General features: G+C 73.4%; 26 protein-coding genes. 5 read left to right on the forward strand and 21 right to left on the reverse strand.

The window, feature by feature from the left end:
- Positions 1 to 67 precede the first annotated feature (67 nt).
- Positions 68 to 793 (forward strand): hypothetical protein, encoded by a 726-nt coding sequence (locus ACSNN8_RS26585; RefSeq protein ID WP_436652289.1) that lies wholly within the window; start codon positions 68 to 70, stop codon positions 791 to 793.
- Between the two features lie 131 nt (positions 794 to 924).
- Here the strand turns inward: ACSNN8_RS26585 and ACSNN8_RS26590 are convergent, their stop codons facing one another.
- Positions 925 to 1,380: a MaoC family dehydratase gene (locus tag ACSNN8_RS26590; protein ID WP_436652290.1), complete on the reverse strand. Its 456-nt coding sequence runs from the start codon at positions 1,378 to 1,380 to the stop codon at positions 925 to 927.
- A gap of 73 nt (positions 1,381 to 1,453) precedes the next feature.
- On the opposite strand from ACSNN8_RS26590, the gene ACSNN8_RS26595 reads away from it, so the two are divergent.
- A complete protein-coding gene (locus tag ACSNN8_RS26595) occupies positions 1,454 to 1,936 on the forward strand; it encodes a DUF6098 family protein (protein WP_436652291.1) in 483 nt (160 codons plus the stop codon).
- A 32-nt stretch (positions 1,937 to 1,968) separates the two neighbouring features.
- Here ACSNN8_RS26595 and ACSNN8_RS26600 read toward each other — a convergent pair whose 3' ends face one another.
- From ACSNN8_RS26600 to ACSNN8_RS26625, 6 genes are read right to left on the reverse strand one after another with little or no spacing between them, the layout of a single operon-like run.
- Entirely contained in the window at positions 1,969 to 3,168 is a 1,200-nt protein-coding gene (locus ACSNN8_RS26600) for a sensor histidine kinase (RefSeq protein ID WP_436652292.1), read from the reverse strand.
- A complete protein-coding gene (locus ACSNN8_RS26605; RefSeq protein ID WP_436652293.1) occupies positions 3,165 to 3,851 on the reverse strand; it encodes a response regulator transcription factor in 687 nt (228 codons plus the stop codon). The genes ACSNN8_RS26600 and ACSNN8_RS26605 overlap by 4 nt, the downstream gene beginning before the upstream one ends.
- Before the next feature lie 7 nt (positions 3,852 to 3,858).
- Complete coding sequence (locus tag ACSNN8_RS26610) at positions 3,859 to 4,707, reverse strand: S1C family serine protease (protein ID WP_436652294.1); 849 nt, start codon at positions 4,705 to 4,707, stop codon at positions 3,859 to 3,861.
- Between the two features lie 10 nt (positions 4,708 to 4,717).
- The gene (locus tag ACSNN8_RS26615; RefSeq protein WP_436652295.1) at positions 4,718 to 5,668 is read right to left on the reverse strand and encodes a VWA domain-containing protein; all 951 of its coding nucleotides are present in this window, start codon (positions 5,666 to 5,668) and stop codon (positions 4,718 to 4,720) included.
- Entirely contained in the window at positions 5,665 to 6,627 is a 963-nt protein-coding gene (locus ACSNN8_RS26620; RefSeq protein WP_436652296.1) for a DUF58 domain-containing protein, read from the reverse strand. Before ACSNN8_RS26620 ends, ACSNN8_RS26615 begins: the two co-directional genes overlap by 4 nt.
- Positions 6,624 to 7,634, reverse strand: coding sequence for an AAA family ATPase (locus tag ACSNN8_RS26625; protein ID WP_436652297.1), 1,011 nt, complete (start codon positions 7,632 to 7,634; stop codon positions 6,624 to 6,626). Before ACSNN8_RS26625 ends, ACSNN8_RS26620 begins: the two co-directional genes overlap by 4 nt.
- 243 nt (positions 7,635 to 7,877) lie before the next feature.
- On the opposite strand from ACSNN8_RS26625, the gene ACSNN8_RS26630 reads away from it, so the two are divergent.
- Positions 7,878 to 8,372 carry a cupin domain-containing protein gene (locus tag ACSNN8_RS26630; RefSeq protein ID WP_436652298.1) on the forward strand — a complete coding sequence of 165 codons (495 nt, stop codon included), beginning with the start codon at positions 7,878 to 7,880 and terminating at the stop codon, positions 8,370 to 8,372.
- Positions 8,373 to 8,400: 28 nt separating this feature from the next.
- Here ACSNN8_RS26630 and ACSNN8_RS26635 read toward each other — a convergent pair whose 3' ends face one another.
- Together ACSNN8_RS26635 and ACSNN8_RS26640 are read right to left on the reverse strand one after the other, a co-directional pair.
- Positions 8,401 to 8,634 (reverse strand): DUF3817 domain-containing protein, encoded by a 234-nt coding sequence (locus tag ACSNN8_RS26635; protein ID WP_436652299.1) that lies wholly within the window; start codon positions 8,632 to 8,634, stop codon positions 8,401 to 8,403.
- Complete coding sequence (locus tag ACSNN8_RS26640) at positions 8,634 to 9,056, reverse strand: hypothetical protein (RefSeq protein ID WP_436652300.1); 423 nt, start codon at positions 9,054 to 9,056, stop codon at positions 8,634 to 8,636. The genes ACSNN8_RS26635 and ACSNN8_RS26640 overlap by 1 nt, the downstream gene beginning before the upstream one ends.
- An 86-nt stretch (positions 9,057 to 9,142) precedes the next feature.
- On the opposite strand from ACSNN8_RS26640, the gene ACSNN8_RS26645 reads away from it, so the two are divergent.
- Positions 9,143 to 10,099, forward strand: coding sequence for a GlxA family transcriptional regulator (locus ACSNN8_RS26645; protein WP_436652301.1), 957 nt, complete (start codon positions 9,143 to 9,145; stop codon positions 10,097 to 10,099).
- Here ACSNN8_RS26645 and ACSNN8_RS26650 read toward each other — a convergent pair.
- The gene (locus ACSNN8_RS26650) at positions 10,081 to 11,157 is read right to left on the reverse strand and encodes an NAD(P)/FAD-dependent oxidoreductase (RefSeq protein WP_436652302.1); all 1,077 of its coding nucleotides are present in this window, start codon (positions 11,155 to 11,157) and stop codon (positions 10,081 to 10,083) included. The two genes, ACSNN8_RS26645 and ACSNN8_RS26650, sit on opposite strands and share 19 nt — an antisense overlap.
- 100 nt (positions 11,158 to 11,257) lie before the next feature.
- Here ACSNN8_RS26650 and ACSNN8_RS26655 point away from each other — a divergent pair, with 100 nt between their 5' ends.
- On the forward strand, positions 11,258 to 12,076 hold the full coding sequence (locus tag ACSNN8_RS26655) for a helix-turn-helix domain-containing protein (protein ID WP_436652303.1): 819 nt from the start codon (positions 11,258 to 11,260) through the stop codon (positions 12,074 to 12,076).
- 3 nt (positions 12,077 to 12,079) lie between these two features.
- Here the strand turns inward: ACSNN8_RS26655 and ACSNN8_RS26660 are convergent, their stop codons facing one another.
- The 11 genes from ACSNN8_RS26660 to ACSNN8_RS26710 form a co-directional block, all read right to left on the reverse strand.
- Positions 12,080 to 12,748 (reverse strand): YceI family protein, encoded by a 669-nt coding sequence (locus ACSNN8_RS26660; protein WP_436652304.1) that lies wholly within the window; start codon positions 12,746 to 12,748, stop codon positions 12,080 to 12,082.
- A gap of 256 nt (positions 12,749 to 13,004) precedes the next feature.
- Positions 13,005 to 14,009, reverse strand: a complete 1,005-nt coding sequence (locus ACSNN8_RS26665; protein WP_436652305.1) for an LLM class flavin-dependent oxidoreductase — start codon at positions 14,007 to 14,009, stop codon at positions 13,005 to 13,007.
- 25 nt (positions 14,010 to 14,034) lie between these two features.
- Complete coding sequence (locus ACSNN8_RS26670) at positions 14,035 to 14,646, reverse strand: SAM-dependent methyltransferase (RefSeq protein WP_436652306.1); 612 nt, start codon at positions 14,644 to 14,646, stop codon at positions 14,035 to 14,037.
- Positions 14,647 to 14,673: 27 nt separating this feature from the next.
- Entirely contained in the window at positions 14,674 to 16,194 is a 1,521-nt protein-coding gene (locus ACSNN8_RS26675) for a ricin-type beta-trefoil lectin domain protein (RefSeq protein ID WP_436652307.1), read from the reverse strand.
- Positions 16,191 to 16,826 (reverse strand): PilW family protein, encoded by a 636-nt coding sequence (locus ACSNN8_RS26680; protein ID WP_436652308.1) that lies wholly within the window; start codon positions 16,824 to 16,826, stop codon positions 16,191 to 16,193. The genes ACSNN8_RS26675 and ACSNN8_RS26680 overlap by 4 nt, the downstream gene beginning before the upstream one ends.
- Positions 16,823 to 18,595 carry a putative Ig domain-containing protein gene (locus tag ACSNN8_RS26685; RefSeq protein ID WP_436652309.1) on the reverse strand — a complete coding sequence of 591 codons (1,773 nt, stop codon included), beginning with the start codon at positions 18,593 to 18,595 and terminating at the stop codon, positions 16,823 to 16,825. Before ACSNN8_RS26685 ends, ACSNN8_RS26680 begins: the two co-directional genes overlap by 4 nt.
- A gap of 145 nt (positions 18,596 to 18,740) precedes the next feature.
- Positions 18,741 to 19,802: an amidoligase family protein gene (locus ACSNN8_RS26690; protein ID WP_436652310.1), complete on the reverse strand. Its 1,062-nt coding sequence runs from the start codon at positions 19,800 to 19,802 to the stop codon at positions 18,741 to 18,743.
- A complete protein-coding gene (locus ACSNN8_RS26695) occupies positions 19,799 to 20,629 on the reverse strand; it encodes a hypothetical protein (protein WP_436652311.1) in 831 nt (276 codons plus the stop codon). Before ACSNN8_RS26695 ends, ACSNN8_RS26690 begins: the two co-directional genes overlap by 4 nt.
- Positions 20,626 to 21,144 carry a SigE family RNA polymerase sigma factor gene (locus tag ACSNN8_RS26700; protein WP_436652312.1) on the reverse strand — a complete coding sequence of 173 codons (519 nt, stop codon included), beginning with the start codon at positions 21,142 to 21,144 and terminating at the stop codon, positions 20,626 to 20,628. The genes ACSNN8_RS26695 and ACSNN8_RS26700 overlap by 4 nt, the downstream gene beginning before the upstream one ends.
- Positions 21,145 to 21,250: 106 nt before the next feature.
- A complete protein-coding gene (locus tag ACSNN8_RS26705) occupies positions 21,251 to 22,180 on the reverse strand; it encodes a diacylglycerol/lipid kinase family protein (RefSeq protein WP_436652313.1) in 930 nt (309 codons plus the stop codon).
- Between the two features lie 10 nt (positions 22,181 to 22,190).
- On the reverse strand, positions 22,191 to 23,744 hold the full coding sequence (locus ACSNN8_RS26710; RefSeq protein ID WP_436652314.1) for an alkaline phosphatase D family protein: 1,554 nt from the start codon (positions 23,742 to 23,744) through the stop codon (positions 22,191 to 22,193).
- Positions 23,745 to 23,831 lie beyond the last annotated feature (87 nt).

A 23,831-nucleotide genomic window follows, 5' to 3' on the forward strand; every position in this document is an offset into this window, starting at 1 on the left:
GCCGCCGCGGCCGGGGTCGTAGTTGTCGGTGCTGCACCGAGGCAGCCCGACACCCAAGGAGCGATGCATGTATCGGACCCGGCGGCGCACGATGTCCTCGACGACCCGCAAGGTGGTGCTCGGAGCGTCCGCGGTGGCCCTGGCGGGCGGCGCGTTCGCCATCAGCACCGGAATGAGCAGCGCGGGCGAGAACTGCGCCGGGCTCGACCAGGCGCTGCGGCAGAACCTGCAGTTCATCGCCGGCCAGCGGGCCACCCCCGACGCCCAGTCCGGCGCCCGCATCGCCAACCGCCAGGCCGTGGTCGACCTGATCAACCAGCGCCGCGCGGTGGCCGGTTGCACCGCCGACGTGGCAGCCGAGGTCCCCGGCGCAGCCGCCGGGCCCGGCGGCGCCCCCCGACCCGGTGGCGCACCTACTCAGCCCGGCGGCGCTCAGCCCGGCGGCGCGGCCAAGCCCGCCCAGCCTCCCGCCGCCAAGCCGTCCGCCGCCACCAAGCCGCCCGCCGCTCCCCCCGCGGCCGGCGCCGGCTCCGGCTCCGGATCCGGCGAGGTCGTCTGCAAGGGCTCGACCGTCACGCTCTCCGGCGAGGCCGGCGCCCCGTTCGCCTCGAGCGGCACGTTCCCCCTCGGCACCGTCCTCAAGGTCACCAACCTCGACAACAACAAGAGCATCACCGTCCGGGTCGAGACCACCTCGGGCAGCTGCGTCCTGCTCAACAACGCCGCCTTCGAACAGGTCCGCGAGCCCGGCAAGTTCCTGATCCGCCGAGCCGTCATCGAACGGGTCCGCTGATCATCGCGTTTTTTCCGGCGTGCCTCCGCCTCCCCCGCCCACCCAGGGACGGACGGGCCGACCCTACCGTCCCCGGGCGGCCGGAAGGCGTTGTCCACAGGCGACCCCGTGCCAACTTTCCGGTGGGCGGCTCAGGCGTAGTAGCGGTAGATCGGCCGCGCGACGCAGGCCGGCTTGTCCACCCCGTCGATCTGCACGGTGAAGTCGAACGTCACCTGGACGCAGCGCCGGCTGACCTCCTCGGCGGCGACGGCGGTGGCGGCCAGCCGGATGCGGGAGCCGACCCGCACCGGGCTGGCGAACCGCAGCCGGTCGAGCCCGTAGTTGACGCCCATCGTGAGGCCCTCCACCCGCAGCAGCTCGGCGAAGAACGGGATGACGAGCGCGAGCGTCAGGTAGCCGTGGGCGATCGTGCCGCCGAACGGGCCCCGCGCGGCGCGGTCGGCGTCGACGTGGATCCACTGGTGGTCGCCGGTGGCCTCGGCGAACGCGTCGACCCGGTCCTGGGTGACCTCGAGCCACGAGCTGTGCCCGAGGTCGCGGCCGGGCAGGGTCCTGAGCTCGTCGAGACCGGTCAGGGTGAGCATGCGAGCCTCCTCGAACGGGGGACAAGAGCTTAACCGGCCACGGTCAGCCGCCGGGGGGCCCGGGATCGGACGGATGAACCGGATTCCGGTGGGCATGCTCGGCCCCGTGCCCGACGACCTGCCGACCATCGAGACCCTGGACGACCTGACCCGGCTGGTGACGCAGCCGCCGCCCGGCGAGGAGCTGTACGTGCGCTGGTCGCAGGGGCCGGCCGTCGACGTTCCCGGGCGCTGCGGCGGGTCGAGCCGCGACACGCTCACCGGCATCGCGCTGCCGGGGCTGTCGGCGAACCCTCTCGCCGTCGAGGCGTGGTGGGGCGACCGGTCGCCGCGGCTGTGGGCGGCGCGGCGCCTGTACGACTACCGGCACCTGCACAAGCCGGGCGTACGGCCGTGGGTGCTCGCCGGGGTGGCGCGGGGCCGCGGCCCCGACAACGAGCCGCTGGTGCGCTGCCTGCGCCCGGTGGCCTGGATCGCCGGCGGGGCGCTGGACGAGGCGGAGGCCCTCGTGGAGGCTCAACCGGCCGAGGCGTGGGGGCCGCTGGCCCGCGGCTGAGCGGTCAGGGCCGGCGGCCGGCGGCTGAGCGGTCACGGCCAGGGCGGGCCGGCGGGCGGCGGCTGGTCGTCGGCGCGCTCGGCGGACGGCAGCCAGAGCACGAACGTGCTGCCGTCGCCCGGCGTGGAGAAGGCCGCCACCCGGCCGCCGTGCGACTCGACGATCTGCCGGACGATCGCCAGGCCCAGGCCGGTGCGGCGCTCCCGGCGTACGCCCTCGGCCGTCGCGGGGGACCCCCGCCAGAACCGGTCGAAGACCCGGGGCACGTCGCCCGCCGGGATGCCGGGCCCCTCGTCGGCCACCGCCACCCACAGCCACGACCCGGACCGGCCCGTCGCCACCGTGACCGTGGAGGGCGCGGGCGCCAGCCGTACGGCGTTGGACAGCAGGTTGCCGACCGCCCGGCGCAGGGCGTCGGCGTCGCCGATCAGGTGCAGGCCGGCCGCCGTCTCGTAGCGCAGCCGCAGCGGCCGGTCGGTGACGAACGACTCCTCCCCCGCCTCGCGCGCGACCGCGGACAGGTCGACGTCGGCGTCGGGGACCGCGGCGGCGTCCCGGCGCGCGGTGGCCAGCAGGTCCTCGACGAGCCGGGACATCCGCGTGGTGGCCCGGTCGATCACGGCCACCGCCCGGGAGCGTTCCTCCGCGGTGGCCTCGGGCGCCGTCAGCGACGCGTCCAGGCTCGTCCGGATGATCGCCAGCGGGCTGCGCAGCTCGTGTGAGGCGTCGTCGATGAGCTGGCGCTGCGCCTGGAACGCGCGGTCGAGGCGGTCCAGCATGGAGTCGACGGTGTCGGCGAGGTCGCGCAGCTCGTCCTGCGGCCCGTCGAGCCGGATGCGCCGGGACAGGTCGGTGGCCTGGATCTCGCGGGCCGCGCGGGTGATCGCGCCGACCGGCCGCAGCGCCCGGCCCGACAGCACCCAGCCGACGCCCAGGCTGGCCACGAACAGCACCCCCAGGGCGATGAGGCTGTACGTCCGGAGCGTCTGCAGCGTGTTGTAGTTGACCGCGGCCTCGATCTCGCCGATCTCCGCGACGTTGGCGAGCCGCTGGAAGTCGCCGTCCTCGCTGTAGACCTTCGCGAGCCGCGCGGTGACCGTGCGCGGCGACGTGGTCCGCTCGATGGCCACGTAGATCACCCCGAGGGTCAGGCCGGCCAGCGAGAACAGCACCATCGAGTAGATGACGGTCAGCCGGAACCGGATCGACCGGAACACCTCGGGGCTTCTCACGGGGTCCGTCCCTCCCGCAGCCGGTAGCCCCGGCCGACGACCGTCTCGATCGAGCCCTCGCCCAGCTTGCGCCGCAGCGTGCCCACGGTGACCCGGACCGTCTGGGTGAACGGGTCGGCGTTGGCGTCCCAGACGTGCTCGAGCAGCTCCTCGCTGGAGACCACGTGCCCCGGCCGGGTCATGAGGTATTCCAGCACGCCGAACTCCTTGGGCGTGAGCGTCAGCGGCCGGTCCGCGACGCTCGCCGTGTGCCGGGCCGTGTCCAGCTCGATGTCGCCGACGGTCAGCCGCGACGACCCGGCCCCGATGTCGCGGCGCAGCAGGGCCCGGACGCGGGCCAGCAGCTCGGCCAGGTGGAACGGCTTGACCAGGTAGTCGTCGGCGCCGTCGTCGAGGCCGCGCACCCGGTCGTCCAGGCCGCCGCGGGCGGTCAGCATCAGCACCCGCAGGTCGCCGCCGCCGGGCGTGGGCGTCTCGCCGGAGCGCACCGAGCGGCACAGGTCGAACCCGTCGCCGTCGGGCAGGTTCACGTCGAGCAGCATCAGGTCGTACTCGTTGACGGTCAGCCGGTCGTAGGCCTGCGCGGCGTCGAGCGCGACGTCGACCGCGTAGCCGGTGCGGGCGAGCCCGACGCGCAGGCCCTCCGCCAGATCCTCTTCGTCCTCCACCACCAGCAACCGCATGCTTCGACTATCCCCGCGCGATCAGGGAATCGGCGACCTGCCGGGCCCGCTCGATCGGCACCGCGAACCCGATCCCGATCGAGCCGCCGCCCTCCAGGGTCGCGATGGCCGTGTTCACCCCGATCACCTCGCCGCGGGCGTTGACGAGCGGGCCGCCCGAGTTGCCCGGGTTGATCGACGCGTCCGTCTGCACCGCCGTCTGCCGGGACGAGCCACCCAGCCGTACGGGCCGGTCCAGCGCGCTGACGATGCCGGCGGTCACGGTCCCGCTGAGGCCCAGCGGCGAGCCGACGGCCAGCACCGGCTCGCCGACCCGGGTGCCGTTCGGGTCCGCGAGCGCCAGCCGGTCGAGCGCCGAGCCGTCGTCCACGCGCAGCACGGCGATGTCGTTGCTCGGGTCGGTGCCGACGACCTCGGCGGTGAGCCGGCGGCCGTCCGAGCCCACGACGGTGACCGCTCCCCCGCGGACGCCGCCGGCCGCGACGACGTGGTTGTTGGTGACGATGTGGCCGCGGTCGTCGAAGACGAACCCGGAGCCGGACGCACCGCCCTGGCCGGTGCGCACCTGCACCGACACGACGCCGGGCAGCACGCGGGCGGCCGCGCCGACCAGGTCGGAGGGCACACCGCCCTGCGACGGCGCCGCAGTGGCGACGGGTTCGTCGCGGCCCGCGACGTATCCGGCGACCCCGCCCGTGCCGGCGGAGAGCCCGACGACGGCCAGGGCTGCGAGGGCGGCGGCGGGAAGCCGGCGGCCCCGGGCGGCCGGGGCGGCGACGGCCGCGGCGGGGTCCGGGGCGGCGGACCAGTCGGGCGAGCGGAACTCGGGTCCTCGGGGAGTTCCCAGTCCGGACATGGCGATCCTCTCAGGGCAGACGGGCGAACCAGAACATCGAGGCGAGCGCGGCCGCGAGGGCCAGCCCCAGCCCGATGCCGATGAAGCGGGCGGACACGTCGCGCACCTCGGTCCGGTAGCCGACCGACGAGCCGATGTCGGCGTACGCGTCGCGCAGTTCGTCGGTGCTGGCGGCCTCGAAGTAGCGCCCGCCGGTGGCGTCGGCGACCGAGCGCAGCGTCTCGCCGTCGACCGGCACCTGCTGGCCGTCGCCGATCGTGCCCGACGCCGTGCCGAACGAGATGGTGTCGACCGGGACGCCGAGCTCGCTCGCCATCCGGGCGGCCTCGGCCGGGTCCCGGCCCGCGGTGTTGGCGCCGTCGGAGAGCACGACCACCCGGGCCGGCGGCACGTCCTGCTCGGCGGCGGCGTCCACCGAGCGGATCTGCTCGAGCGCCGACGCGATCGCGTCGCCGATCGCCGTGCCGGCCTGCCCGGCCGAGCCGTCCGCGAGCCGGTCGATGCCGCCCGCGAGCTGCGCGCGGTCGGTGCCCGGCGGCACGAACACCGAGGCCTGCCCGGCGAACCCGACCAGCCCGACGTTGAACTTCCCGGGCAGGTCGCCGACGAACCCGCGGGCCGCGTCCTTGGCGGCGGTGAGCCGGTCGGGCGCGACGTCGGCGGCCAGCATCGAGCGGGACACGTCGACGGCGACCAGCACGGTCGCCCGCTCGCGCGGCACGCGCACCTCGGCCTGCGGCTGGGCGAAGCCGGCGACCAGCAGCGCGAGCATGGCGAGGAACAGGCCGGCGGGCAGGTGCCGGCGCCAGCCGGGGCGGCGCGGCGCCACCCGGTCGAGCAGCTTGAGGTTGGTGAACCGCACGGCGTACCGGCTGCGGCGGCGCTGCGCCACGACGTACGCGACGGCGAGCGCGGCCACGGCGAGCAGCAGCCACAGGCGTTCCAGGGAGAGCCAGGTCATCTCGGGGTCCTTCGCGGTCGGACGGCGGCCCGGCTCAGGCGCCGCCGGGCGTGCACGTGGCGCACGATGTCGGCGATCCAGTCCCGGTCGGTGCGCAGCGGAAGGTGGGCGGCGCCGGACCGTTTCACGGCCGCGGCGATGGTGGCCTGCTGCTCGACGGCGGCGGCCGCGTAGCGTTCGCGCAGGCGGCGGCCGGCGGTGGGCACCTCACGCCGCCGGCCGGTCTCGGGGTCGACGAGCGTGAGCAGGCCGACGTCCGGCAGTTCCTGCTCGCGCGGGTCGCCCACCTGCACGGCGAGCACCTGGTGGCGGACGGCGAGCCGGCGCAGCGGTTCCTCCCAGGCGGGCGCGCCCGGGCCCAGGCCGTCCTCGTCGAGCCCGTCGAGGAAGTCGGAGACGACCACGACCAGCCCGGTGCGCGGGGTCTGCCGGTGCAGCGCCTCGATGCCGGCGGCCAGCGGCACCGGGTGCTCGGCGCGGGGCGTGAGCAGCACCGCGCGCAGCAGCGACAGCAGCGCCTGGCGCCCGCCGCGGGCGGGGAACCGGCGTACGCCCTCGCCGGTCAGCAGGTGGGCGCCGAGCCGGTTGCCGTTGCCGAGCGTGAGGAAGCCGACGGCCGCGACCGCAGCCAGGGCCAGCTCCCGCTTCTCGAGCTCGGCGGTGCCGAAGTCCATGCTGGCGCTCGCGTCGACCAGCACGTGGGTGGCCAGCTCGCGGTCCGCGTCGACCGTGCGCACGTGCGGCACGGTGGTGCGCGCCGTGACGGCCCAGTCCATGCGGCGCACCTCGTCCTCGCCGGGCCGGTACTCCCGGCTGCCGGCGGGCTCGCTGCCCACGCCGGGCAGCAGGCCGAGGTACGAGCCGTGCAGCAGCCCGTCGAGCCGCCGCGTGATCAGCAGCTCGAGCCGCCGCAGCCGGCGCTCCGGGAGCAGCTCCGGATGGAAGCCACCCTGGTTCACGCCGCCACCCCCAGACCCGGGCCGCCGTCCTCCTGCGCGGGCGAGATCAGCGGCAGCGGCACGGCGTCGAGGATGCGGCGCACGACCTGCTCGGGCTGCACGCCGTCGGCCACCGCGTCGAACGAGAGCACCAGCCGGTGCGCGAGCACGTCCGGCGCGATCTCCAGCAGATCGGCCGGCAGCACGTAGTCGCGGCCGCGCAGCAGCGCCAGGGCCCGCCCCGCGGCGACCAGGCCCAGGGTGGCGCGCGGGCTGGCCCCGTACGCCAGCTGGTTCGCGACGTCGGGAAGCCCCGCGCGCTCCGGCTCCCGCGTGGCCAGCACCAGCCGCACCACGTACTCGGCGAGCGCGTGGTGCACGAACACCTCGCGGGCCCGGCCCTGCAGCTCGTGCAGCGTCATCGGGTCGAGCACCGGCTGGGCGGCCGGGCGGGCGCCGCCCATGCGGTAGAGGATGCCCAGCTCCTCCTGCTCGCTCGGGTAGCCGACGACCACCCGCATGAGGAACCGGTCGCGCTGCGCCTCGGGGAGCTGGTAGACGCCCTCGCTCTCGATCGGGTTCTGCGTGGCCAGGACCAGGAACGGACGAGGCACGGGGTAGGTGCGCCCGCCGATCGACACGTGCCCCTCGGCCATCACCTCGAGCAGCGCGGACTGCACCTTGGCCGGCGCCCGGTTGATCTCGTCGGCGAGCACGACGTGCGCCATGATCGGGCCGAGCTCGACATCGAAACTCTCCTTGCCGGCGCGGTAGATGCGGGTGCCGAGGATGTCCGAGGGCACCAGGTCGGGGGTGAACTGGATGCGGTGGAAGCTGCCGCCCACCGCGACGGCGAGGGTCTCGGCCGCGAGCGTCTTGGCGACCCCGGGCACGCCCTCCAGCAGGCAGTGGCCGCCCGCCAGCAGCGCGGTGAGGAGCCGCTCGACGAGCCGGTCCTGCCCGACGATCACCTTTTTGACCTCGAACAGGGTCCGCTCGAGCCGGCGGTCGATCGCGTCTTCTGTCATGCGTCGATGACAGCAATTCCGACCGAAAGCCGACCGAAGCGCAGCCTGTGGACAACCTGTCCGCGAGCTGGGCGCGAGCGTAGGCTGGCCGCCACGTCCCTTGGGTGGGCGGGGGAGGCGGTGGCCCACCGCGCGATCTTGAGCGAGTGGGCGGCGGGCGAGCCCACCGCACGATCTTGAGCAGGCGGCGGGCGGGCGACAGGCGGGCCCCGCGGAGATCGGTCAACGGGCAAGATGAGGGCCATGACCTACCCTCCAGCGCGCTATCACGGCATCACCGGAGAAGTCACTGCCACCTACCGCCCCAACGACACGGCTCCCGAGCTGGTCTATCCGACCAACGGCACGAAGGTGTCCTACCTGTCGTCCGGCGACTCGACGGGCGGGCTGTTCGGCCTCTACCGCTGGGAGTGCGGCCCCGGCGTCACCGGCCCCGACCCGCACTTCCACCGCTCGATCGCCGAGTCGTTCTACATCCTCAGCGGCAGCATGCGCATCTACACCGGCAAGGAGTGGATCGACACCGAGCCGGGCGACTACGTGCACGTCCCGATCGGCGGCATCCACGCGTTCAAGAACGAGTCCGGCGCGCCGGCGTCGATGCTGCTGCACTTCTCCCCCGGCGCGCCGCGCGAGGCCTACTTCGAGGGCCTGGTGCGGGTGGCGCAGATGAGCGACGAGGAGCGCGCCGAGTTCTACCTCAAGCACGACAACGTCTGGCTCGACGAAAAGCACTGAGCGGCGGCCGCCTCGCGTGCACGCCGCGTCACCCGAGACGGCGCAGCGCCAGCAGGCCGCCGACGCCGGGCACGACCGCCAGCAGGCGCGGGCCCGCCCGGCGGGTGGCGGCGAGGGTCGCCCCGACGACGACCAGGTAGGCGCAGCCGTGCAGCGGGCCGAGCAGCGTGGCGACCCAGGCGGCGTGCACGGTGGCGAGGTTGCCCAGCAGGACGAGCAGGGAGATCAGCTCGATCCCGGCGGCGACGCGGAGGAGCTGCATCACGCCCCCGTCGTCGAGCCGGGCCGCACGATCATCAGCACGACGACCGTGGCCCACAGCAGGTTGAAGACCCCCGACACCATCCCGAGCCGCCCCGCGACGGCCGGCCCGCGGTCGCCGATCGCGGCCGCCTGGGCGGGCAGGATCGCGTACGCGAGCACCACGGCGGCCACCGCGGTCAGCGCGATCGACACCAGCAGCCAGGCGTCGGTCAGCACGTCGAGCGAGGCGGCGGTGGCCAGCCCGAACACCGGGACGGTCAGCCCGAGCAGGGCGTAGACGCGGCAGATCCGGTGCAGCGTCCGCATCTGCGCCACGTCGCCGCGGCGCACCGCCGCCGGGAACATGCTCGCCGCCACGGTGACCGGCCCGATGGCCACGATCGCGGCCAGGACATGCAAGGAGAGCAGCACTTTTGTCACGATCACCGACCGTATGGGCGGGCGCCCCCGGCCGGAAGTGGCTCGAATGCCACAGCTCAACGGATTCTGGCCATATGCTGGCGCGCATGCACCGCATCGCCGTTCTCGCGCTCGACGGGGTCGTCGCCTTCGACCTGTCCACGCCGCTGGAGGTCTTCGACCGGGTCCGGCTGCCCGACGGTTCCCGGCCCTACGACGTACGGGTGTGCGCCCCGCAGCCGTCGGTCGACGCCCGCGCCTTCACCGTCGTGGCCGCGCACGGGCTCGAGGCGCTGGACGACGCGGACACGATCATCCTGCCGGGCTGTCACGACGTCACCCGGCCCGTGCCCGCCGCCGTGGTGGCCGCGCTGCGCTCGGCCGCGGCCCGCGGCACCCGGATCGCCTCCGTCTGCGCCGGCGCCTTCGTCCTGGCCGCCACCGGTCTGCTCGACGGGCGCCGCGCCACCACGCACTGGGCCGGCGCCGCGCTGTTCGCCGAGCTGTTCCCCGCCGTCGAGCTCGACCCGGGCGTCCTCTACGTCGACGAGGGCCAGTTCCTGACCTCGGCCGGCGCCGCCGCCGGTCTGGACCTCTGCCTGCACCTGGTGCGCCGCGACCACGGCTCGGCCGTCGCCGCCCAGGCCGCCCGCCTCTCGGTGATGCCGCTGGAGCGCGAGGGCGGGCAGGCCCAGTTCATCGTCGCGGAGCGGCCGCCCGCCCCGCGCGGCTCACAGCTCGAGCCGTTGCTGCGCTGGCTGGAGGAGAGCGCCGGGCGCGACCTCACCCTCGCCGACATCGCCGCGCGCGCCGGCATGAGTACCCGTACGCTGAACCGCCGCTTCCGGGAGCAGACCGGCACCACGCCGCTGCAGTGGCTGCACCTGGCGCGCATCCGCCGCGCGCAGCACCTGCTCGAGACGACGGCCGACCCGGTGGACCGGATCGGCGCGCAGGTCGGGTTCGGCTCCCCCACCGCGTTCCGCGACCGCTTCAAGCGCGTGGTCGGCGCCAGCCCGCACAGCTACCGCCGCAGCTTCCGCGCTCACCCGGCGCCCAGCTGACCGCGGAAGTGGTCGAGCAGGAACGTGCCTTTGAAGCGGGCCGTCGCCTCGGCGTCGAAGAAGCCGAACTCGGGGGCGTACCCGGCGCCGCCGGACGGGCCCAGCGTCAGGATGATGCCGTCCGGGAAGGGTTCGTACGCGGTGAGCGGCCCGCCCTCGATCAGCGCGCGGATGTTCGCGGCGGCCACCTCGGCCTGACGCCCGGCGGCGCGGCCCGTCTTCAGCTCGGGGCTGTCGTTGAGGTCGCCGACGGCGAAGACCCGCTCGTGCCCGGCCACCCGCAGCTGTGAGGTGACCGCCAGCCGGCCGTCGGGGCGCCGCGCCGCCGCCAGCTCCTCGCCCAGGTACGCGCTCGGCGTCGTGCCGCCGTAGCAGGCGAACCACAGGTCGGCCGTCAGCACCTCGCCCTCACCGGTGGTCACCGTGAACGGGCGGACGGCGCCCGCCGGGATGTCCGGCGGCGCGTCGAGCTTGGCGCCGAGCAGCAGCCGCACGCCGAGGTCGTCGAGCTGGCGGGTCAGCGCGCTGCCGAGCTCGTCCGGGAAGCGCCCGCCGAGCAGCTCGGCCGCCGGGTCGACCAGCGTCACCGGCTTGCCCGGCCAGGCCGCCGCGATCTCGCCGGCGAACTCGAGGCCGATCGCGCCCGCGCCGAGCAGCAGCACCCCGGTCGCCCGGTCGAGCGACTCGTGCAGGTCGCGCAGCCGCCGCGCCGCCGCGTCGCGGCCGGGAGCGTCGATGCGGGTCGGGAAGTCCCCGGTCGTGCCGGTGGCCAGCACGACGTAGTCGGCGTCGAGCCGGACACCGGACGCCAGCTCGACGGCGCCGGGCCGCACCTCGACCGCGGTGTCGCGCCGCACCCGGCCGCGGGCGAGCAGTCCGTCGTACGGGATGAAGAGCTTGTCGATCCAGGCGGGGTCGGCCGCCGCGCGCAGCTGGGCGACGTGGTGCACGAACGTCTCCCGCGGTTCCACCAGCGTCACGTCGGCGACGTCGTCCAGGGCCCGGGCCGCCACGACACCGCCGTAGCCGCCGCCCACCACTACCACTTTCGAAGTCATGGCCCGACCCTGCTGCGCCGGGCGGCCGGCATCCAGGCCGCGCTCAGGGTGGTAGCGGCAGGGGCACCTTGGCGGGCCGCGGCGTCGCTACAGTCGGGCGATGAGCGACAACGAGCTGGGCAGGTTCCTGCGCGCGCGGCGGGCCGAGGTGACGCCGGGCGAGGTCGGGTTGCCGCCGGGCAGCCGCCGGCGCACGCCCGGCCTGCGCCGCGCCGAGGTGGCGATGCTCGCCGGGGTCAGCGTGGAATACCTCATCCGCCTCGAGCAGGGCCGCGACCGGCACCCGTCGCTGCAGGTGCTGGCGGCGCTGGCCGGGCCGCTGCGGCTGACCGCCGCGGAACGCGCCCACCTGCACCGGCTGAGCAAGACCTCCGGCGCCACCTGCACCGGGCTCGCCGCCGACCCGCCCGACAGCGTGCGGCCGGGCCTGCGGGCGGTGCTCGACCGGCTGGAGCCGGCCGCCGCCGTGCTCGTCAACCAGGTGGGCGACGTGCTGGCGTGCACGGGAGGCTACCGCCTGCTGGCCGGCCCGATCGGCTTGCTGGACGGCGATCCGCCCAACCTGCTGCGGTACGTCCTGGCCGACCCCCGCGCGCGCGAGGCGTACCCGGATCGGGAGCACGTGGCGGACGAGCAGGTCGCGGCGCTCAAGGACGGCCCGCCGCGGCCCGATTTCGCTGCCGAGATGACCGCGCTGGCCGGCGACGAGTTCACCGAGCGCGCGCAGCGGGTGCCGGGGCTGCCGCGGTCGCACGGGCTGCTGCGGCTGGAGCACCCCGAGGCCGGGCCGCTGCGGCTGACGTACGAGATCATGGCGCTGCCCGCCGACGGGTTGCGGCTGATCGTCCAGCTCCCGGCCGACGAGGCCACCGCCGCGGCGCTGCGAGGCATCTCACCGCTGCGGCTGGTCGCCGGCTGACCCTCAGGCGCGTTCGGGCGTCTCGAGGATGGCCTCGCCGGCGATCTCGATGCGGACGGTCTTGCCGACCAGGAAGCCGCCGCTGTCCAGCAGCACGTTCCACACCAGCCCGAAGTCCTCGCGCTCGAACTCGGCCCACGCGCTGAACCCGAAGATGTCGCGGCCGTACGGGTCGCGCCGCGCGCCGCCGTACTCCACGTTGAGCGCGACCGACCGGGTCACGTCCTTGATGGTGAGCAGGCCGTCGACGGTGAACTTGCCGCTGGGCTTGGCGGCGGGCAGGTCGGTGGCGCGCCGGGACAGCGGGTTGTTGCGCAGCCGCGCCCACATGAAGATGGCGTCGTTGTTCTGCTGCCACTGGACGCCCGTGCTGCGGAACTCGATGGTCGGATAGCGCTGCACGTCGAGGAAGTCGGGGCTCGACAGGTGCTTGTCCCGGTCCGCGTTGTGCGTGGTGATGCTGGTCGTGTCGATGGTGGCCCGCACGGTCGAGCGCATCGGGTCCTCGGCGACGACGATCGTGGCGCTGCCGCGCGCGAACTCGCCGCGGACCGGGCTGACCATCATGTGCTGGGCGAGGAAGCCGAGCCGCTTGTGCGCCTCGTCCAAGGTGTACACACCCGGATCGGGAATGGTCAGGCCGTTCCACTCACGGATCGGTCGGTCGACCATGGCTTCGCTCCACCCCTCAAGCATTCTCGGCCGGACATGCGGTTTCCGAATGCGAAGGATCTTAAGGCCGAAAACGGAGTGCCGGTCGCCCGCCCCGCAACTGTCGGTACAGAAGGGCAGCTCAGCGGTCCGGCGCACGGCCGGATAAAGCCGATGATCGCCCGATTTGCACGGCGACCGGCGTCACATGCGCCCGGCGTCGGTCACGCACTGTTTCGAGCGCCGAAACACATTTGTTGCCGGTGAGAAGGAACACCTATCCGGCGTCGCGCAGGGCCGCGCCGGTGAGCTCGACCGAGCGCACCCGGTCGTCCACAGCGGACGCGTGGTGCGCGGTGATCAGCTCGTCGGCGCCCGCCTCGCCCGCGAACTTGAGCAGGTACTCCCGCACCTCGTCGGGGGTGCCGACGGCGGTGTAGCGGGTCATGTTCGCCAGGCTCGCGCCGGCCGGCGAGGCCAGGAACGCGTCGATCTCGGCGTCGGTGAAGTTGCCGCCGCGCGCGCCGCGGCTGATGAAGGCACGGGTGCGCGCACGGTAGGCCCGGACGCGCTGGTCCTCGGCGGTGTCGTGGTCGTCGGCGGCGAAGACGTTGACGCCGGCGATCACGTACGGCTCGGCGAGCTGCTCGGACGGCTGGAACGTCTCGCGGTAGACGGTGACGGCCTGGTGCAGCGCGTCGGGGGCGAAGTGCGAGGCGAACGCGTACGGCAGCCCGAGCCGCGCGGCGAGCTGGGCGCCGAACAGCGAGGAGCCCAGGATGTAGAGCGGCACGGGCTCCTCGGGCCGCGGTACGGCCTGCACGCCCGGGATGCGCGAGCGGCCGGTGAGGTAGCCGTCCAGCTCGAGCACGTCCTGCGGGAACGAGTCGGCCGACTGGTGGTCGCGGCGCAGCGCGAGCATGGTCTGCTGGTCGCTGCCGGGCGCGCGGCCCAGCCCGAGGTCGATGCGGCCGGGGAACAGCGTGCCCAGCGTGCCGAACTGCTCGGCGATCACCAGCGGCGAGTGGTTGGGCAGCATGACGCCGCCGGAGCCGAGCCGGATGCGCTCGGTGTGCGCGGCGACGTAGCCGATGACCACGCTGGTGGCCGACGACGCGATCGTGGCCATGTTGTGGTGCTCGGCGTACCAGACCCGCTCGTATCCCGCGCGCTCCGCCGCGCGCGCCAGGGCGACGCTGGCCTCGAAGCTGTCACGGGCCGTCTGCCCGCTGCTGATCGGCGCGAGGTCGAGGACGGAGAGCGGAATCGTCAGGCTGGCCATGACCAGAAACGTACTCCGGCGGTCCTTACACCGGCACTGTGCGCCGGAACACGTCCAGCAGGAACCACTCGTCCTCGTGGTGCACGACCTGCTCGAGCTCGGGCCGCTCGGCGAGCGCGGCGTGCACCTGGAACCCGTCGTAGTTGCCGCCGTTCTGCCGGTCGCGGAAGTGCACGCCGACGATGTCGCCGCCGGGCTCGAGGCGCTGCACGAGGCCGTCGAGCGTCGCGTGCAGGTCGGCCGCGGAGAAGTAGTAGAGCAGGTCCCCGACGACGATCAGGTCGAACGTGGCGCCGGGCAGATCGGCGGGCAGATCGGCGAGCTCCACCCGCACGTGCGGGAACTCCTTGACGACCTCGCGGGCCTGCTCGACCGCGGACTGCACCGAGTCGACCGCGAGCACCTCGTCACAGCGCGGCGCCAGCAGGCGGGTGAGCAACCCGATCGAGGCGCCCGGCTCGTAGCAGCTGCGGTAGTGCCGCCGCGGCAGGCTGGCCACCGTCACCGCGTACTTGCGCTGGTCGTGCCACTTGGTCGCCAGGTCCCAGGGGTCGTCCTTCGCCAGGTAGAGCCCGGTGAAGTAGTCCAGCGAGACGGTGTCCGCCGGCGGTTGCGCGTCGTCGAGAGCTCGTGCCACGCGGGACATTCTGCCCGGCCGCCCGGATCACTGCTCGTTCAGGTCGGTCAACGGCGTCGGCTTGTTCAGGTTGGGCGGAGCGTTCCACTTCTGCAGCTCGGAGTTGCTGCACACGGCAACTTTGATCTTGCTCGTGCCGTCGGTGTGCACGTCCTTCGGGGTGGCGTTGAGGTCGGTCGGCGTCAGGCAGTAGCCCTTGCTGTCCGTGACGCGGTAGCTCGTGGCGTAGTCGCCCGTGTCGTGGTAGACGGTCCACTGCGTCGCCGGCATGGTCTCGTTGCCCTTGCAGAGGACCAGCGTGGGGTACGCGTTGGCCGCGGTGCTCAACGGCGACTTCAGGCAGTACCAGACCGAGGTGCTGGTCGGGTTCGTGTCCTTCGTGATGGTGATGTTCCCGGTCTTGAAGACCTCCGGCAGGACCGGTACGGGGTGGTACCACCGCTGGTTCCAGTCGACCACGCCGTTCGGGCTCTGCTTGCAGAACCAGGCGATCATGTACGACTTGTTGACGTCCTGGTCGGTGACGTCGAGGCAGCGGCTGAACTGGGCGAAGTTGACCATCTGGTTGGTGGTGTCACCGGACATGCCGCCGCCGACACCGGCCGCGGAGCGCCAGATGTCGGGGTTGGTGCTCTTGCAGTCACCGAGCCCCACCTTGCTGCCGACGAGGTTCCTCGTCGTCACGGTCATGCACATGGTCTCGGTCTTGCCGGCGGCGCTGGTCGCCTTGAACCTGCTGCTGCCGTCGAGGCTCCACTGGAAGATGGACGTGGGCTTGGTGGTGTTCGGGCACGGCTGGAAGACCACGACGCTGGTCGCGGTGGAGTGCGGGTCGGCGGCGGTCAGGCACATCCCGTACTCGGCCTGGGCGGACTCCGAGTTGACCAGCTTGAGGTAGAGGTCCGAGGTGTAGCCGAACTGCTGACGGCTGGTGCCGTTGCAGGGCTGCATGGTGACCGCGGTGCCGGCCGCGGGGCTCTTGGCCGGGCCCGCGTCGAGGCACATGTCGACGCCGTTGACCTGCACGCTGTTCCGGATCTGGCCGCCGGGGATGTTGGTGTTGCTGGTGGTGAAGACGTACGTGGCGGTCAGCCTGCGGACGATCTGCCGGCTCACCCCGGTGACCGTCAGATCGGCCCGGGTGGGCACCTTCGTGGGGCCGTAGTCCGGCCGGCTCGGGTCGCACGCCAGCGGGTTGTCGTCGCGGTCCCGATAGACGATCTTCACCGTGTATTTCATGCTCTCGCCGACGCCGCTGACTCCGGCGTCGCCCTCGAACGAGCAGGGCGGCAGGTTCTCCAGCAACCCCTCGAGGGTCGCGCTGGTGGCCGAGAAGGCCGACGCGGCCCGGACCCGCGCCATCACGCTGTCGAGACCGGCCTGGGCGGCGTTCAGCGCGGTGTTCCGATCCTCGGTGACGCGGGTGGACTGCACCTGGCGCACGACGAGCGGGGCCAGCAGCGCCGACATGCCCAGCCCGATGGTGATCACCAGCAGCACCAGGGGCAGGGAACCGCGATCGTTCGAGCGCACGCGCGTCAGGCTCATGTGCTGGGCCTCCCCTTGCTGCAGTCGTTGGGCCGTTGATAGGTGTTGCGGCTGGTGTTCTGGGCGGTGAAGACCGTGTCGAAGGGCAGGGTCACCTTGCCCACCGTGGCGGTCAGTTGCAGCCGGATCTGGCTGTACTCGGGGGCGTACAGCTTGCCCATGCCGCCGGTGCCCGGGCTGGCCGTCGCGTACGGCTGGTCGCCGGGGTTGTACAGCTTGAAGGGCTTGTTGTCGGCGGGCGCGGCCAGCTCACCGGCGATCGTCGCCGGAGGGCCGGGGGTCGTCGCCGGCGGTGTCCAGCTCGCCAGGCTCAGCACACCGTTGGCGAGCCTGAGCTGACGGCACCCGTCGGCCACGGCGTACTCCAGGTACCAGCGGTCGCCCACCTGTCCCGGGGTGTTGACCCAGGTGGCGTAGCGCAACTCCTTGTCGAGCCGGCGGAAGGCGTTGTCGAGCTGGTCACGGGCGTACGAGGTGCCCTCGGCCTCGTTGGTCGCCGAGTAGATCTGCATGATCGCCCCGAAGACGACGGCCATCACGATCGACATGATGCCCATGGCCACCATCAGCTCGATGAGGCTGTAGCCCTCGTCACCGGCGCGTCGTGCGCCGTGCCGCAGGCGCGCCCTCACGTGACTGTCCAGAGGAAGGTCACGCTGCTGCTCTGCGGCGGCACCAGATTGGTGCCGGTCACCGTGACCACGTACGTCCCGGCGGTCGTGGCCCGGCCCGAGATGCTGCCCTGCGTCTGGTTCAGCCTGAGGCCGTCGGGCAGGCCGGTCACCGAGTACGTCGGCTTCAGGCCCAGCAGACCGGAGTTGCTCTGCAGATCCAGTTTCACGTTATCGCCGACCGCCGAGGTCTGGTTGCCGGGCGAGGTGAGGTAGAGCGCGGTCGAGGTGGTCACGGTCAGCGTGAAGGGCTGGCTGAACGTGCTGCCCAGGCCGTCCGTGACCGTGACGGTGACCAGGTAGCTGCCCGGGACGGTCGCCAGCCCGGACATGGCGCCCGTCCGGGAGTCGATCGTCACGCCGACCGGCAGACCGGTGGCCTTGTAGGTGTACGTGCTGTCGCCGCCCACCCCGGTCGCGGTCGCGCTGAAGGTCGAGCCCAGCGTGATCGTCCGGTCCGGCAGGGGGATCAACTGGACCGGCGAGAAGATGATGTGGGTGTAGGAGCCCGTGGCCGTCCCGCCCTCGGAGTCGGTGACGTCGACCGTCACCGTGTACCGCCCGGGCGAGGCCGGGACACCCGAGATCGTGATCGTGCCGTCGGTGGCGCCGCCGGGGCCCAGGTCCGTGGTCAGGCCCGGGGGCAGGTTGGTCACCTTGGCGATGTACGGCCTGACACCGCCCATGATGCTCACCGTCTGTCTCACCGTGTCGCCGACGATGTTGCGCGGGTCGGCCGGCACCATCACGCTCGGCGGCGCCAGCACGACGATGGTCAGCACGGGCCGGTCGGGATCGCTGCGGCCCAGGTCGTCGGTGACCGTCACGGCAATGTTCGAGTACGTGCGGGCGGTCGTCGGCGTACCGCTGATCTTGCCGCTCCGTCCGTCCAGGGTGAGACCCGGCGGCAGCAGGTTGGCGGCGATCCGGTAGGTGTTCGGCAGCTGACCGCCCGAGGCCTGGAGCACGTACTCGCCCGCCTTGCCGACGTAGAAGGTCGCCGTCTGGGGGAAGAGCTGGGGCGCCGGACGGTTGAAGTCGAACGTCGGCTCGGACGCGCGGGAGATCAGCGTGGAGGCGATCTGGCTGCACCGGTTCGCCGGGCACTTCTTGTCCGTCCAGGTCACCAGCACGACGGCGCGGAAGAACTGCAGGACCCGGGGGTCGTCGGCGCTCGGCGGCGGCACGACGTCCGGGTTGACGCAGTCGCCGGAGCTCCGCGGGTATCCCGGCAGATTCATCAGGTAGACGTTGCACTCGCCGACGAAGATGCTGCGGGTGTAGACGGTCGTGTCCCGCGCCATCTCCTGCGGCAGGATCGAGATCGCCGCGTCCTCGCCGGCGTCGACGTCGCTGATCGTGGTGTCCCAGGCGAGCCGCATGGTGAGCTTGCGGTTGACGCCGGCCGGGCTCGCCAGGCCCGGCACGGCGAGGTACGCCTTCATCGCCTCGGGCCCGTTCTCGAAGGCGTCACGCCACTGCTCGGTGCTTTTGGCCTCGGAGCGGCCGCTCAGCAGCGAGCTGCCCTTGAGCGCGCGGACCTGCTCGATGGCGCTGTTGGCGAGCTGGATCGCCGCCTGGTCGGCGCTCTGCCGGGCGATGAACTGGAAACTGCTGACGAAGAAGGGGCCCATCGCGGCCATGGTGGTGGCGAGCAGGGTGAGGGCGAGCATCACCTCGATGACGGTGAAGCCCTCGTCGCCCCGGAGGCGTCCCGGTCCCCTGCGCATCTCCCACACTCCCGCACTCCGGTTCGAGCCGGTCGCTGGGTACACGGGCCTCGAAATCCGGCTACGTAAGGTGATCGGCAGCCGCGCGGGGAATCTGAGAGCTTCTGGGGCGTGAACGGGCTCGCTCCGGCGCGAGCCGGAGCGGTCAGCGGCGGGCCAGGGCCTCCGCGGCGAGGTGCAGCAGCTGCTCGGCGGCGCCGGCCGGGTCGGGGTCGGCGGCGGGCAGCGGCGAGGAGACCAGGCAGCGCTCGAGCAGCAGCTCGACCAGCGCCGCCCGGGCGACGATGGCGTCCGCGTCGAGCGCTCCCGGCAGGATGCGGACCTCGACGGTGTCGCGGATCGGCCGGTCGGCGAACAGCTGGGTCAGGTTGACGTCGAAGAACTTGGTGAGCCCGCCCTCGTCGGCCGCGCGGCGCAGCTCGTCCCACCCGGGCCGGCCGGCGGTGGCGGCCACCAGCGGCCCGGGCAGCGGGGCGAGGCGGCGGCAGGCCGGGTTGGTCTGCAGCAGCGCCCGCAACGGCTCGCGCCAGTGCGCGAACAGGCGCACGACGTTGGCCAGGGCCTGCGGCCGGCGGAACGGGCCGCCGTCGAGGTGCAGGTGCACCGCGGCCTCGCTGGGCACGGTGAAGCCCAGCTGACGGGCCGGGCCGAGCAGCTCCTCGAGCGCCTCGGCGTGTCCGGCGGCCAGCGGCGGGGTGACGATCTCGCAGGGGCGTTCGCGCTCGCCGCCGGCGGGGGCGGCCAGCGCGATCGTGCCGCCGCCGGGGTCGTCGAGGCGGACCACGTCGCCGATCGGCTCGGGCTTGACACCCCACAGCGCGGCGGCCGCGTCGAGCACGGTGTCCAGCGGACCGGCCGGATCACACTGCTCCGCGAGCAGCGAGAGCAGCCGCGCGTCGTCGCTGAGCACGCGGAACCAGCCGGGCAGGGCGGGGGCGCGCGGGTCGAGGCCGTCGATCAGGGTGATGTCGTCGACCAGCGTGCACAGCGGGCTGCCGTCCGGCCGGTCGACCGCGAAGCCCTGGGTGAGGTTGAGGAAGCGGCCCAGGCCGGGCACCAGCGACGGTTCGCTGTCGCGGTGCCAGACCGGGCGGACCCGGCCGCCGCAGCGGGCGGCCAGGTCGTCGGCGAGGCTGCGCCGGCTGACGCCCGGGGGCGCCATCAGCTCGATCTCGAAGCCGATGCGCCGGCGCAACCCCTCGGTCACGGCTGGATCGGCAGGGACTCGCCGGCGAGGATCCGCTTGCCGCCCTCGACCTTGGCGCCCCACGCGTCCTTGAGGTTCCACAGGTCGGCGAGCTTCACCGCGTCGGAGACGTCGTAGCCGGCGTTGAAGAAGGCGTCGGCCCGCTTGCTCTCCAGCGCCTCCTTGACGTTGGCGGGCTTGGGCTTGACCGGCAGCTCCTCGCGGGCCAGGATCCGCTTGCCCGCCTCGAGCTTGGCCTTCGACGGGTCGCTGAGGTGCCAGATCCTGGCCAGCTTCTCGGCCTCGGTCCAGGTGTAACCGGCGCCGAAGAACGCGTCGTAGCGCTTCTGGTCGGTCGGGGAGATCGTCTCCTCCACGGCCGGTGCGTCGGGCTGCGGCTTGATCGGCAGGGTCTCGCCGAGCAGCAGGCGGCGCCCGGCCTCGGCCTTGACCGCGACCCGGTCGTCGTCGCTGAGCTTCCACAGCTTGGCGAGGCGCCCGGCGTCGTCGTAGCCGTAACCGGCGTCGTAGTAGGCGTCGACCCGCTGCTCGAGCAGGGCGACGGGGTCGGCGCTGGGGGTGGCCGAGGGCAGGGGCCCGGCCGGCTGCACGGCCGCCGGGGTGGCGGTCGAGTTGCTCGCCGGAAGGAACGCGGGCAGGTTGATGCCCCCGGCGATCAGGCCGGCGCCGAGGACGCCGCCGGCGGCGATCTGCGCGCCCCGCCGGCGCCGCTTGTACTTCTGGGACAGCTCCTGCACGCGGGCGTAGACCGCGGCGGGGTCGGGGGTGTTGTGTTCGTGGGTCTCGAAAGCCTCGCGCAGCTGATCGTGGTGCGGCTGCTCAGTCACGACTTCTCCTCGGCGGGAATGCGGTGTGCGAACTCCGGTGAGAGCCGGAGCGTCTTGAGCGCCCTCGAAGCGTGGCTGCGCACCGTCGCCGGGGAGCACCCCAGCAGGTCGGCGATCTGGTCGTCCTCCAGCTGCTCGTAGTAGCGCAGCACGAGCACGGCTCGCTGCTTGCGCCCCAGAGTCGCCAGACGGCGCCACAGGTCGTCGGCCACCGCGATGCCGTCGGCGTGGTCGCGCACACCACCCCGGGCATCGTCGAGGTCGACGAGCCTCTCCCCGACCGCGTGCACGTGGCGGACCGCCCAGCTGCGCCGCCACGACAGGTACTCGTTGAGCACCATGCGCCGCACGTACGCCTCGGGGACTTCCGCCTCGCTGATCCGCCGCCATCGGACCTGCGCCCGGGCCAGCACCTCCTGGACTATGTCCTGGGCGAGTTCCCGGTCGCCGGTGAGGACGACCGCGTATCGCAGGAGGCTGGGCAGCCGGGCCATCGCGAATTGCTCGAAGGTCACATCCACTACGACGCACCCCGCACGGAGTCTGTGCACCCGGATCCCCGGATATTTCCGGCCGGTACGGGCGGTAGCCTAACGCCCCGCCGCCGGCCGCATGCCGGGCTCAGCGGTCGGGGGCGTCCGGCGGGGCCATCACGCGGAGGGCGTTCGCCGCCAGGCCGATCCGCAGCGGGGTGCGGCCACCCGGTTCCCCGTCGACCTCCACGCGGGCCGGGCGGTCGGTCTCGAGCCACAGCTCGCCCGCCGCCAGGAACGGCTCCTCGCGCAGCGTGCGGGAGGGCCCCTTGGCCGCGTTGCGGGCGGTCTCGGTCAGCAGCTCACGCCGTTTCGGACCCCCGACCGGGTACGCCACCAGGAGCCGGTCGTCGGCGTCGGCGTCACCGGCGATGGGCCGCCCGGCGTGGTGCCCGCCGTTGGCCACGTAGACCTGGTGGGTCGCGAACTCGTGGCTGTGCCCGTCCGCGCGGACGGTGACGCGCAGCGGCCGGTGCCGCCCGAGCAGGCCGAGCGCCGTGAGCGGATAGGCGAGCCGGCCGAGCACGCGCTTGAGCGGCCGCGGCGCCCGGAGCATCACCTCGGCGCTGAGCCCCACGCCGACGTGGTTGGTGAAGGGCTCGTCCCCGGCCAGCCCGAGGTCGAGGTCGATCACCTTGCCCTTGACGAGCACCTCGACCGCCTCGCCGAGGTCGAGCGGGATGTGGGCGGTGCGCGCGAAGTTGTTGGTGGTGCCCAGCGGCAGCAGCCCGAGCGCGACGTCGCGGTGCGCGAGCAGCCGCGCGGCCGTGCTGATCGTGCCGTCCCCGCCGCCGGCGACCAGCAGGTCGGGGCCCGTGGCGAGGGCCTCGCCGAGGATGCGCGGCAGCTCGCGGGGCCGGTCGACCGGCCGGTCGTCGAGCAGCGTGAAGCCGGCCTCGCGCAGCCGCGACCGGGCGCCCTCGTAGAGCAGCCGGCCGCGCCGCGAGTGCGTGTTGACCACCAGCGCGGCGCGGCGCCGCTCGTGGACGGCCGCGGTCAGCTGCTCCTTCGTGCGCATCCCTGCGACCCTATCGGGTGAGCGTGGAGGTCCCCTCCTCGACGACCCACGACGCGCTCGTGGTCACCGGCGCCTCGCGCACCTCGATGGTGTCGACCGTGCGCACGTCGGTGTGCCACGCCGAGGGGGTGACCGAGCAGCGCAGGTAGCCGCGCCGCGAGCCGTCGAAGTAGCGCACGTGCGGGTTGAGCGTGGGGTTGACCTGCTTGAGCGGGGCGTCGAAGGCGGCCGGGAAGTCCGAGCTGACCGAGGTGGCGGTGAACTCGACGGCGACGCTGGGCTGCTCGGGCCGGTCGAAGTCGAGCTTGAGCTCGGAGAACCAGGTGGAGTGGATGTCGCCGGCCAGGATCACCGGGTTGCGGACCCGGCGGTCGGCGAGGTGCCGCAGGAACCGGCCGCGCTGCGGGGCGTAGCCGTCCCACTGGTCGAGGTTCGCGACGATCGGCGGCACCGCGGCGCCGGTGGGGTTGGGGAACTTGATCCGGCTCATCATCACCTGCTGCGCCACCACGTTCCAGCGGGCGGGCGAGTGGTCGAGGCCGGCGCGCAGCCAGCGTTCCTGGTCCTCGCCGGTGAGCGTGCCGGCGGTGTTGGCCACGCCGGCCTCGATCAGGCCGAAGTCGCCGGGGAAGCCGCCGGGCTGGTCGGTGCGGTACTGCCGGGTGTCGAGCACGTTCATCCGCAGCAGCCGGCCGAAGTCGAAGCGGCGGAAGATGCGCAGGTCGGCGCTGCCCGGGCGCAGGTCCGCGCGGATCGGCATGTGCTCGTAGTAGGCCTGGTAGGCCGCGGCGCGCTGCCGGGCGAACTCGGCGGCGCTCTGCCGCTTCGCGCCGGTGTCGTCGACCTCGTCGGTCAGCGCGGCGTAGTTGTTCTCGGTCTCGTGGTCGTCCCAGGTGACGATCCAAGGGAACGCGGCGTGCGCGGCCTGCAGCGCGGGATCGCCCTTGTACTGGGCGTGGCGGGCCCGGTAGTCGTCGAGCGTCACCAGCTGGTCGAGGCCGGGCGTGGCCGGGGTGGTGTGCCGGCGGTCGGGGAAACGGCTGCTCGGGTCGTACTCGTAGATGTAGTCGCCCAGGTGCACGACCACGTCGAGGTCCTCGGCGGCCAGCCCCCAGTATGCGGGCCAGTAGCCGTTCTGGAAGTCCTGGCAGTTCACGATGCCGAAGCGCAGCCGGTGCGCGGTCCGCGAGGCCGTCCTGGTGCGCCCGGCCGGGCTGATCTGCCCCAGCGCCCGGAAGCGGTAGAAGTACTCGCGGCCGTCGTCCAGACCGCGGGCGTCGACGTGCACCGAGTGCGCCAGCTCAGCACGGGCCACCGTACGGCCCGAGCGCACCACCCGCTTGAACCGCTCGTCGCGGGCCACCTGCCAATCCACCTCGACCGGCCGGCGCAGCCCGGCGCGGACCAGCCGGGTCCAGAGGATCACCGCGTCGGGCAGCGGGTCGCCGCTGGCCACGCCGAGCGGGAACAGCTCCCCCGTCCCGTGCGCAGCGGCCGTGCCGGGCAGCGCGGAAGCGCCGGCTGCCACGGCGGCGCCGGAGAGGATCTGACGGCGGGTGAGCATGGCGCGCCTCCAAGGTGGACGTCTCGTCGACGGTCACCCTTTCGGCGGCCTGTGGCAAGGGCGCGACGGCCGCGTGGCCGGGAGATG

Origin of the sequence: Actinoplanes sp. URMC 104 (genome assembly GCF_051386375.1) — a bacterium.
In the GTDB taxonomy this organism is placed as follows: domain Bacteria; phylum Actinomycetota; class Actinomycetes; order Mycobacteriales; family Micromonosporaceae; genus Actinoplanes.

Coding starts and splice junctions, on each gene's coding strand:
- ACSNN8_RS26585 (WP_436652289.1), top strand. CDS start 68: ATGTATCGGACCCGGCGGCGCACGATGTCCTCGACGACCCGCAAGGTG.
- ACSNN8_RS26590 (WP_436652290.1), bottom strand. CDS start 1,380: ATGCTCACCCTGACCGGTCTCGACGAGCTCAGGACCCTGCCCGGCCGC.
- ACSNN8_RS26595 (WP_436652291.1), top strand. CDS start 1,454: ATGAACCGGATTCCGGTGGGCATGCTCGGCCCCGTGCCCGACGACCTG.
- ACSNN8_RS26605 (WP_436652293.1), bottom strand. CDS start 3,851: ATGCGGTTGCTGGTGGTGGAGGACGAAGAGGATCTGGCGGAGGGCCTG.
- ACSNN8_RS26610 (WP_436652294.1), bottom strand. CDS start 4,707: ATGTCCGGACTGGGAACTCCCCGAGGACCCGAGTTCCGCTCGCCCGAC.
- ACSNN8_RS26615 (WP_436652295.1), bottom strand. CDS start 5,668: ATGACCTGGCTCTCCCTGGAACGCCTGTGGCTGCTGCTCGCCGTGGCC.
- ACSNN8_RS26625 (WP_436652297.1), bottom strand. CDS start 7,634: ATGACAGAAGACGCGATCGACCGCCGGCTCGAGCGGACCCTGTTCGAG.
- ACSNN8_RS26630 (WP_436652298.1), top strand. CDS start 7,878: ATGACCTACCCTCCAGCGCGCTATCACGGCATCACCGGAGAAGTCACT.
- ACSNN8_RS26635 (WP_436652299.1), bottom strand. CDS start 8,634: ATGCAGCTCCTCCGCGTCGCCGCCGGGATCGAGCTGATCTCCCTGCTC.
- ACSNN8_RS26645 (WP_436652301.1), top strand. CDS start 9,143: ATGCACCGCATCGCCGTTCTCGCGCTCGACGGGGTCGTCGCCTTCGAC.
- ACSNN8_RS26650 (WP_436652302.1), bottom strand. CDS start 11,157: ATGACTTCGAAAGTGGTAGTGGTGGGCGGCGGCTACGGCGGTGTCGTG.
- ACSNN8_RS26655 (WP_436652303.1), top strand. CDS start 11,258: ATGAGCGACAACGAGCTGGGCAGGTTCCTGCGCGCGCGGCGGGCCGAG.
- ACSNN8_RS26660 (WP_436652304.1), bottom strand. CDS start 12,748: ATGGTCGACCGACCGATCCGTGAGTGGAACGGCCTGACCATTCCCGAT.
- ACSNN8_RS26665 (WP_436652305.1), bottom strand. CDS start 14,009: ATGGCCAGCCTGACGATTCCGCTCTCCGTCCTCGACCTCGCGCCGATC.
- ACSNN8_RS26675 (WP_436652307.1), bottom strand. CDS start 16,194: ATGAGCCTGACGCGCGTGCGCTCGAACGATCGCGGTTCCCTGCCCCTG.
- ACSNN8_RS26685 (WP_436652309.1), bottom strand. CDS start 18,595: ATGCGCAGGGGACCGGGACGCCTCCGGGGCGACGAGGGCTTCACCGTC.
- ACSNN8_RS26705 (WP_436652313.1), bottom strand. CDS start 22,180: ATGCGCACGAAGGAGCAGCTGACCGCGGCCGTCCACGAGCGGCGCCGC.
- ACSNN8_RS26710 (WP_436652314.1), bottom strand. CDS start 23,744: ATGCTCACCCGCCGTCAGATCCTCTCCGGCGCCGCCGTGGCAGCCGGC.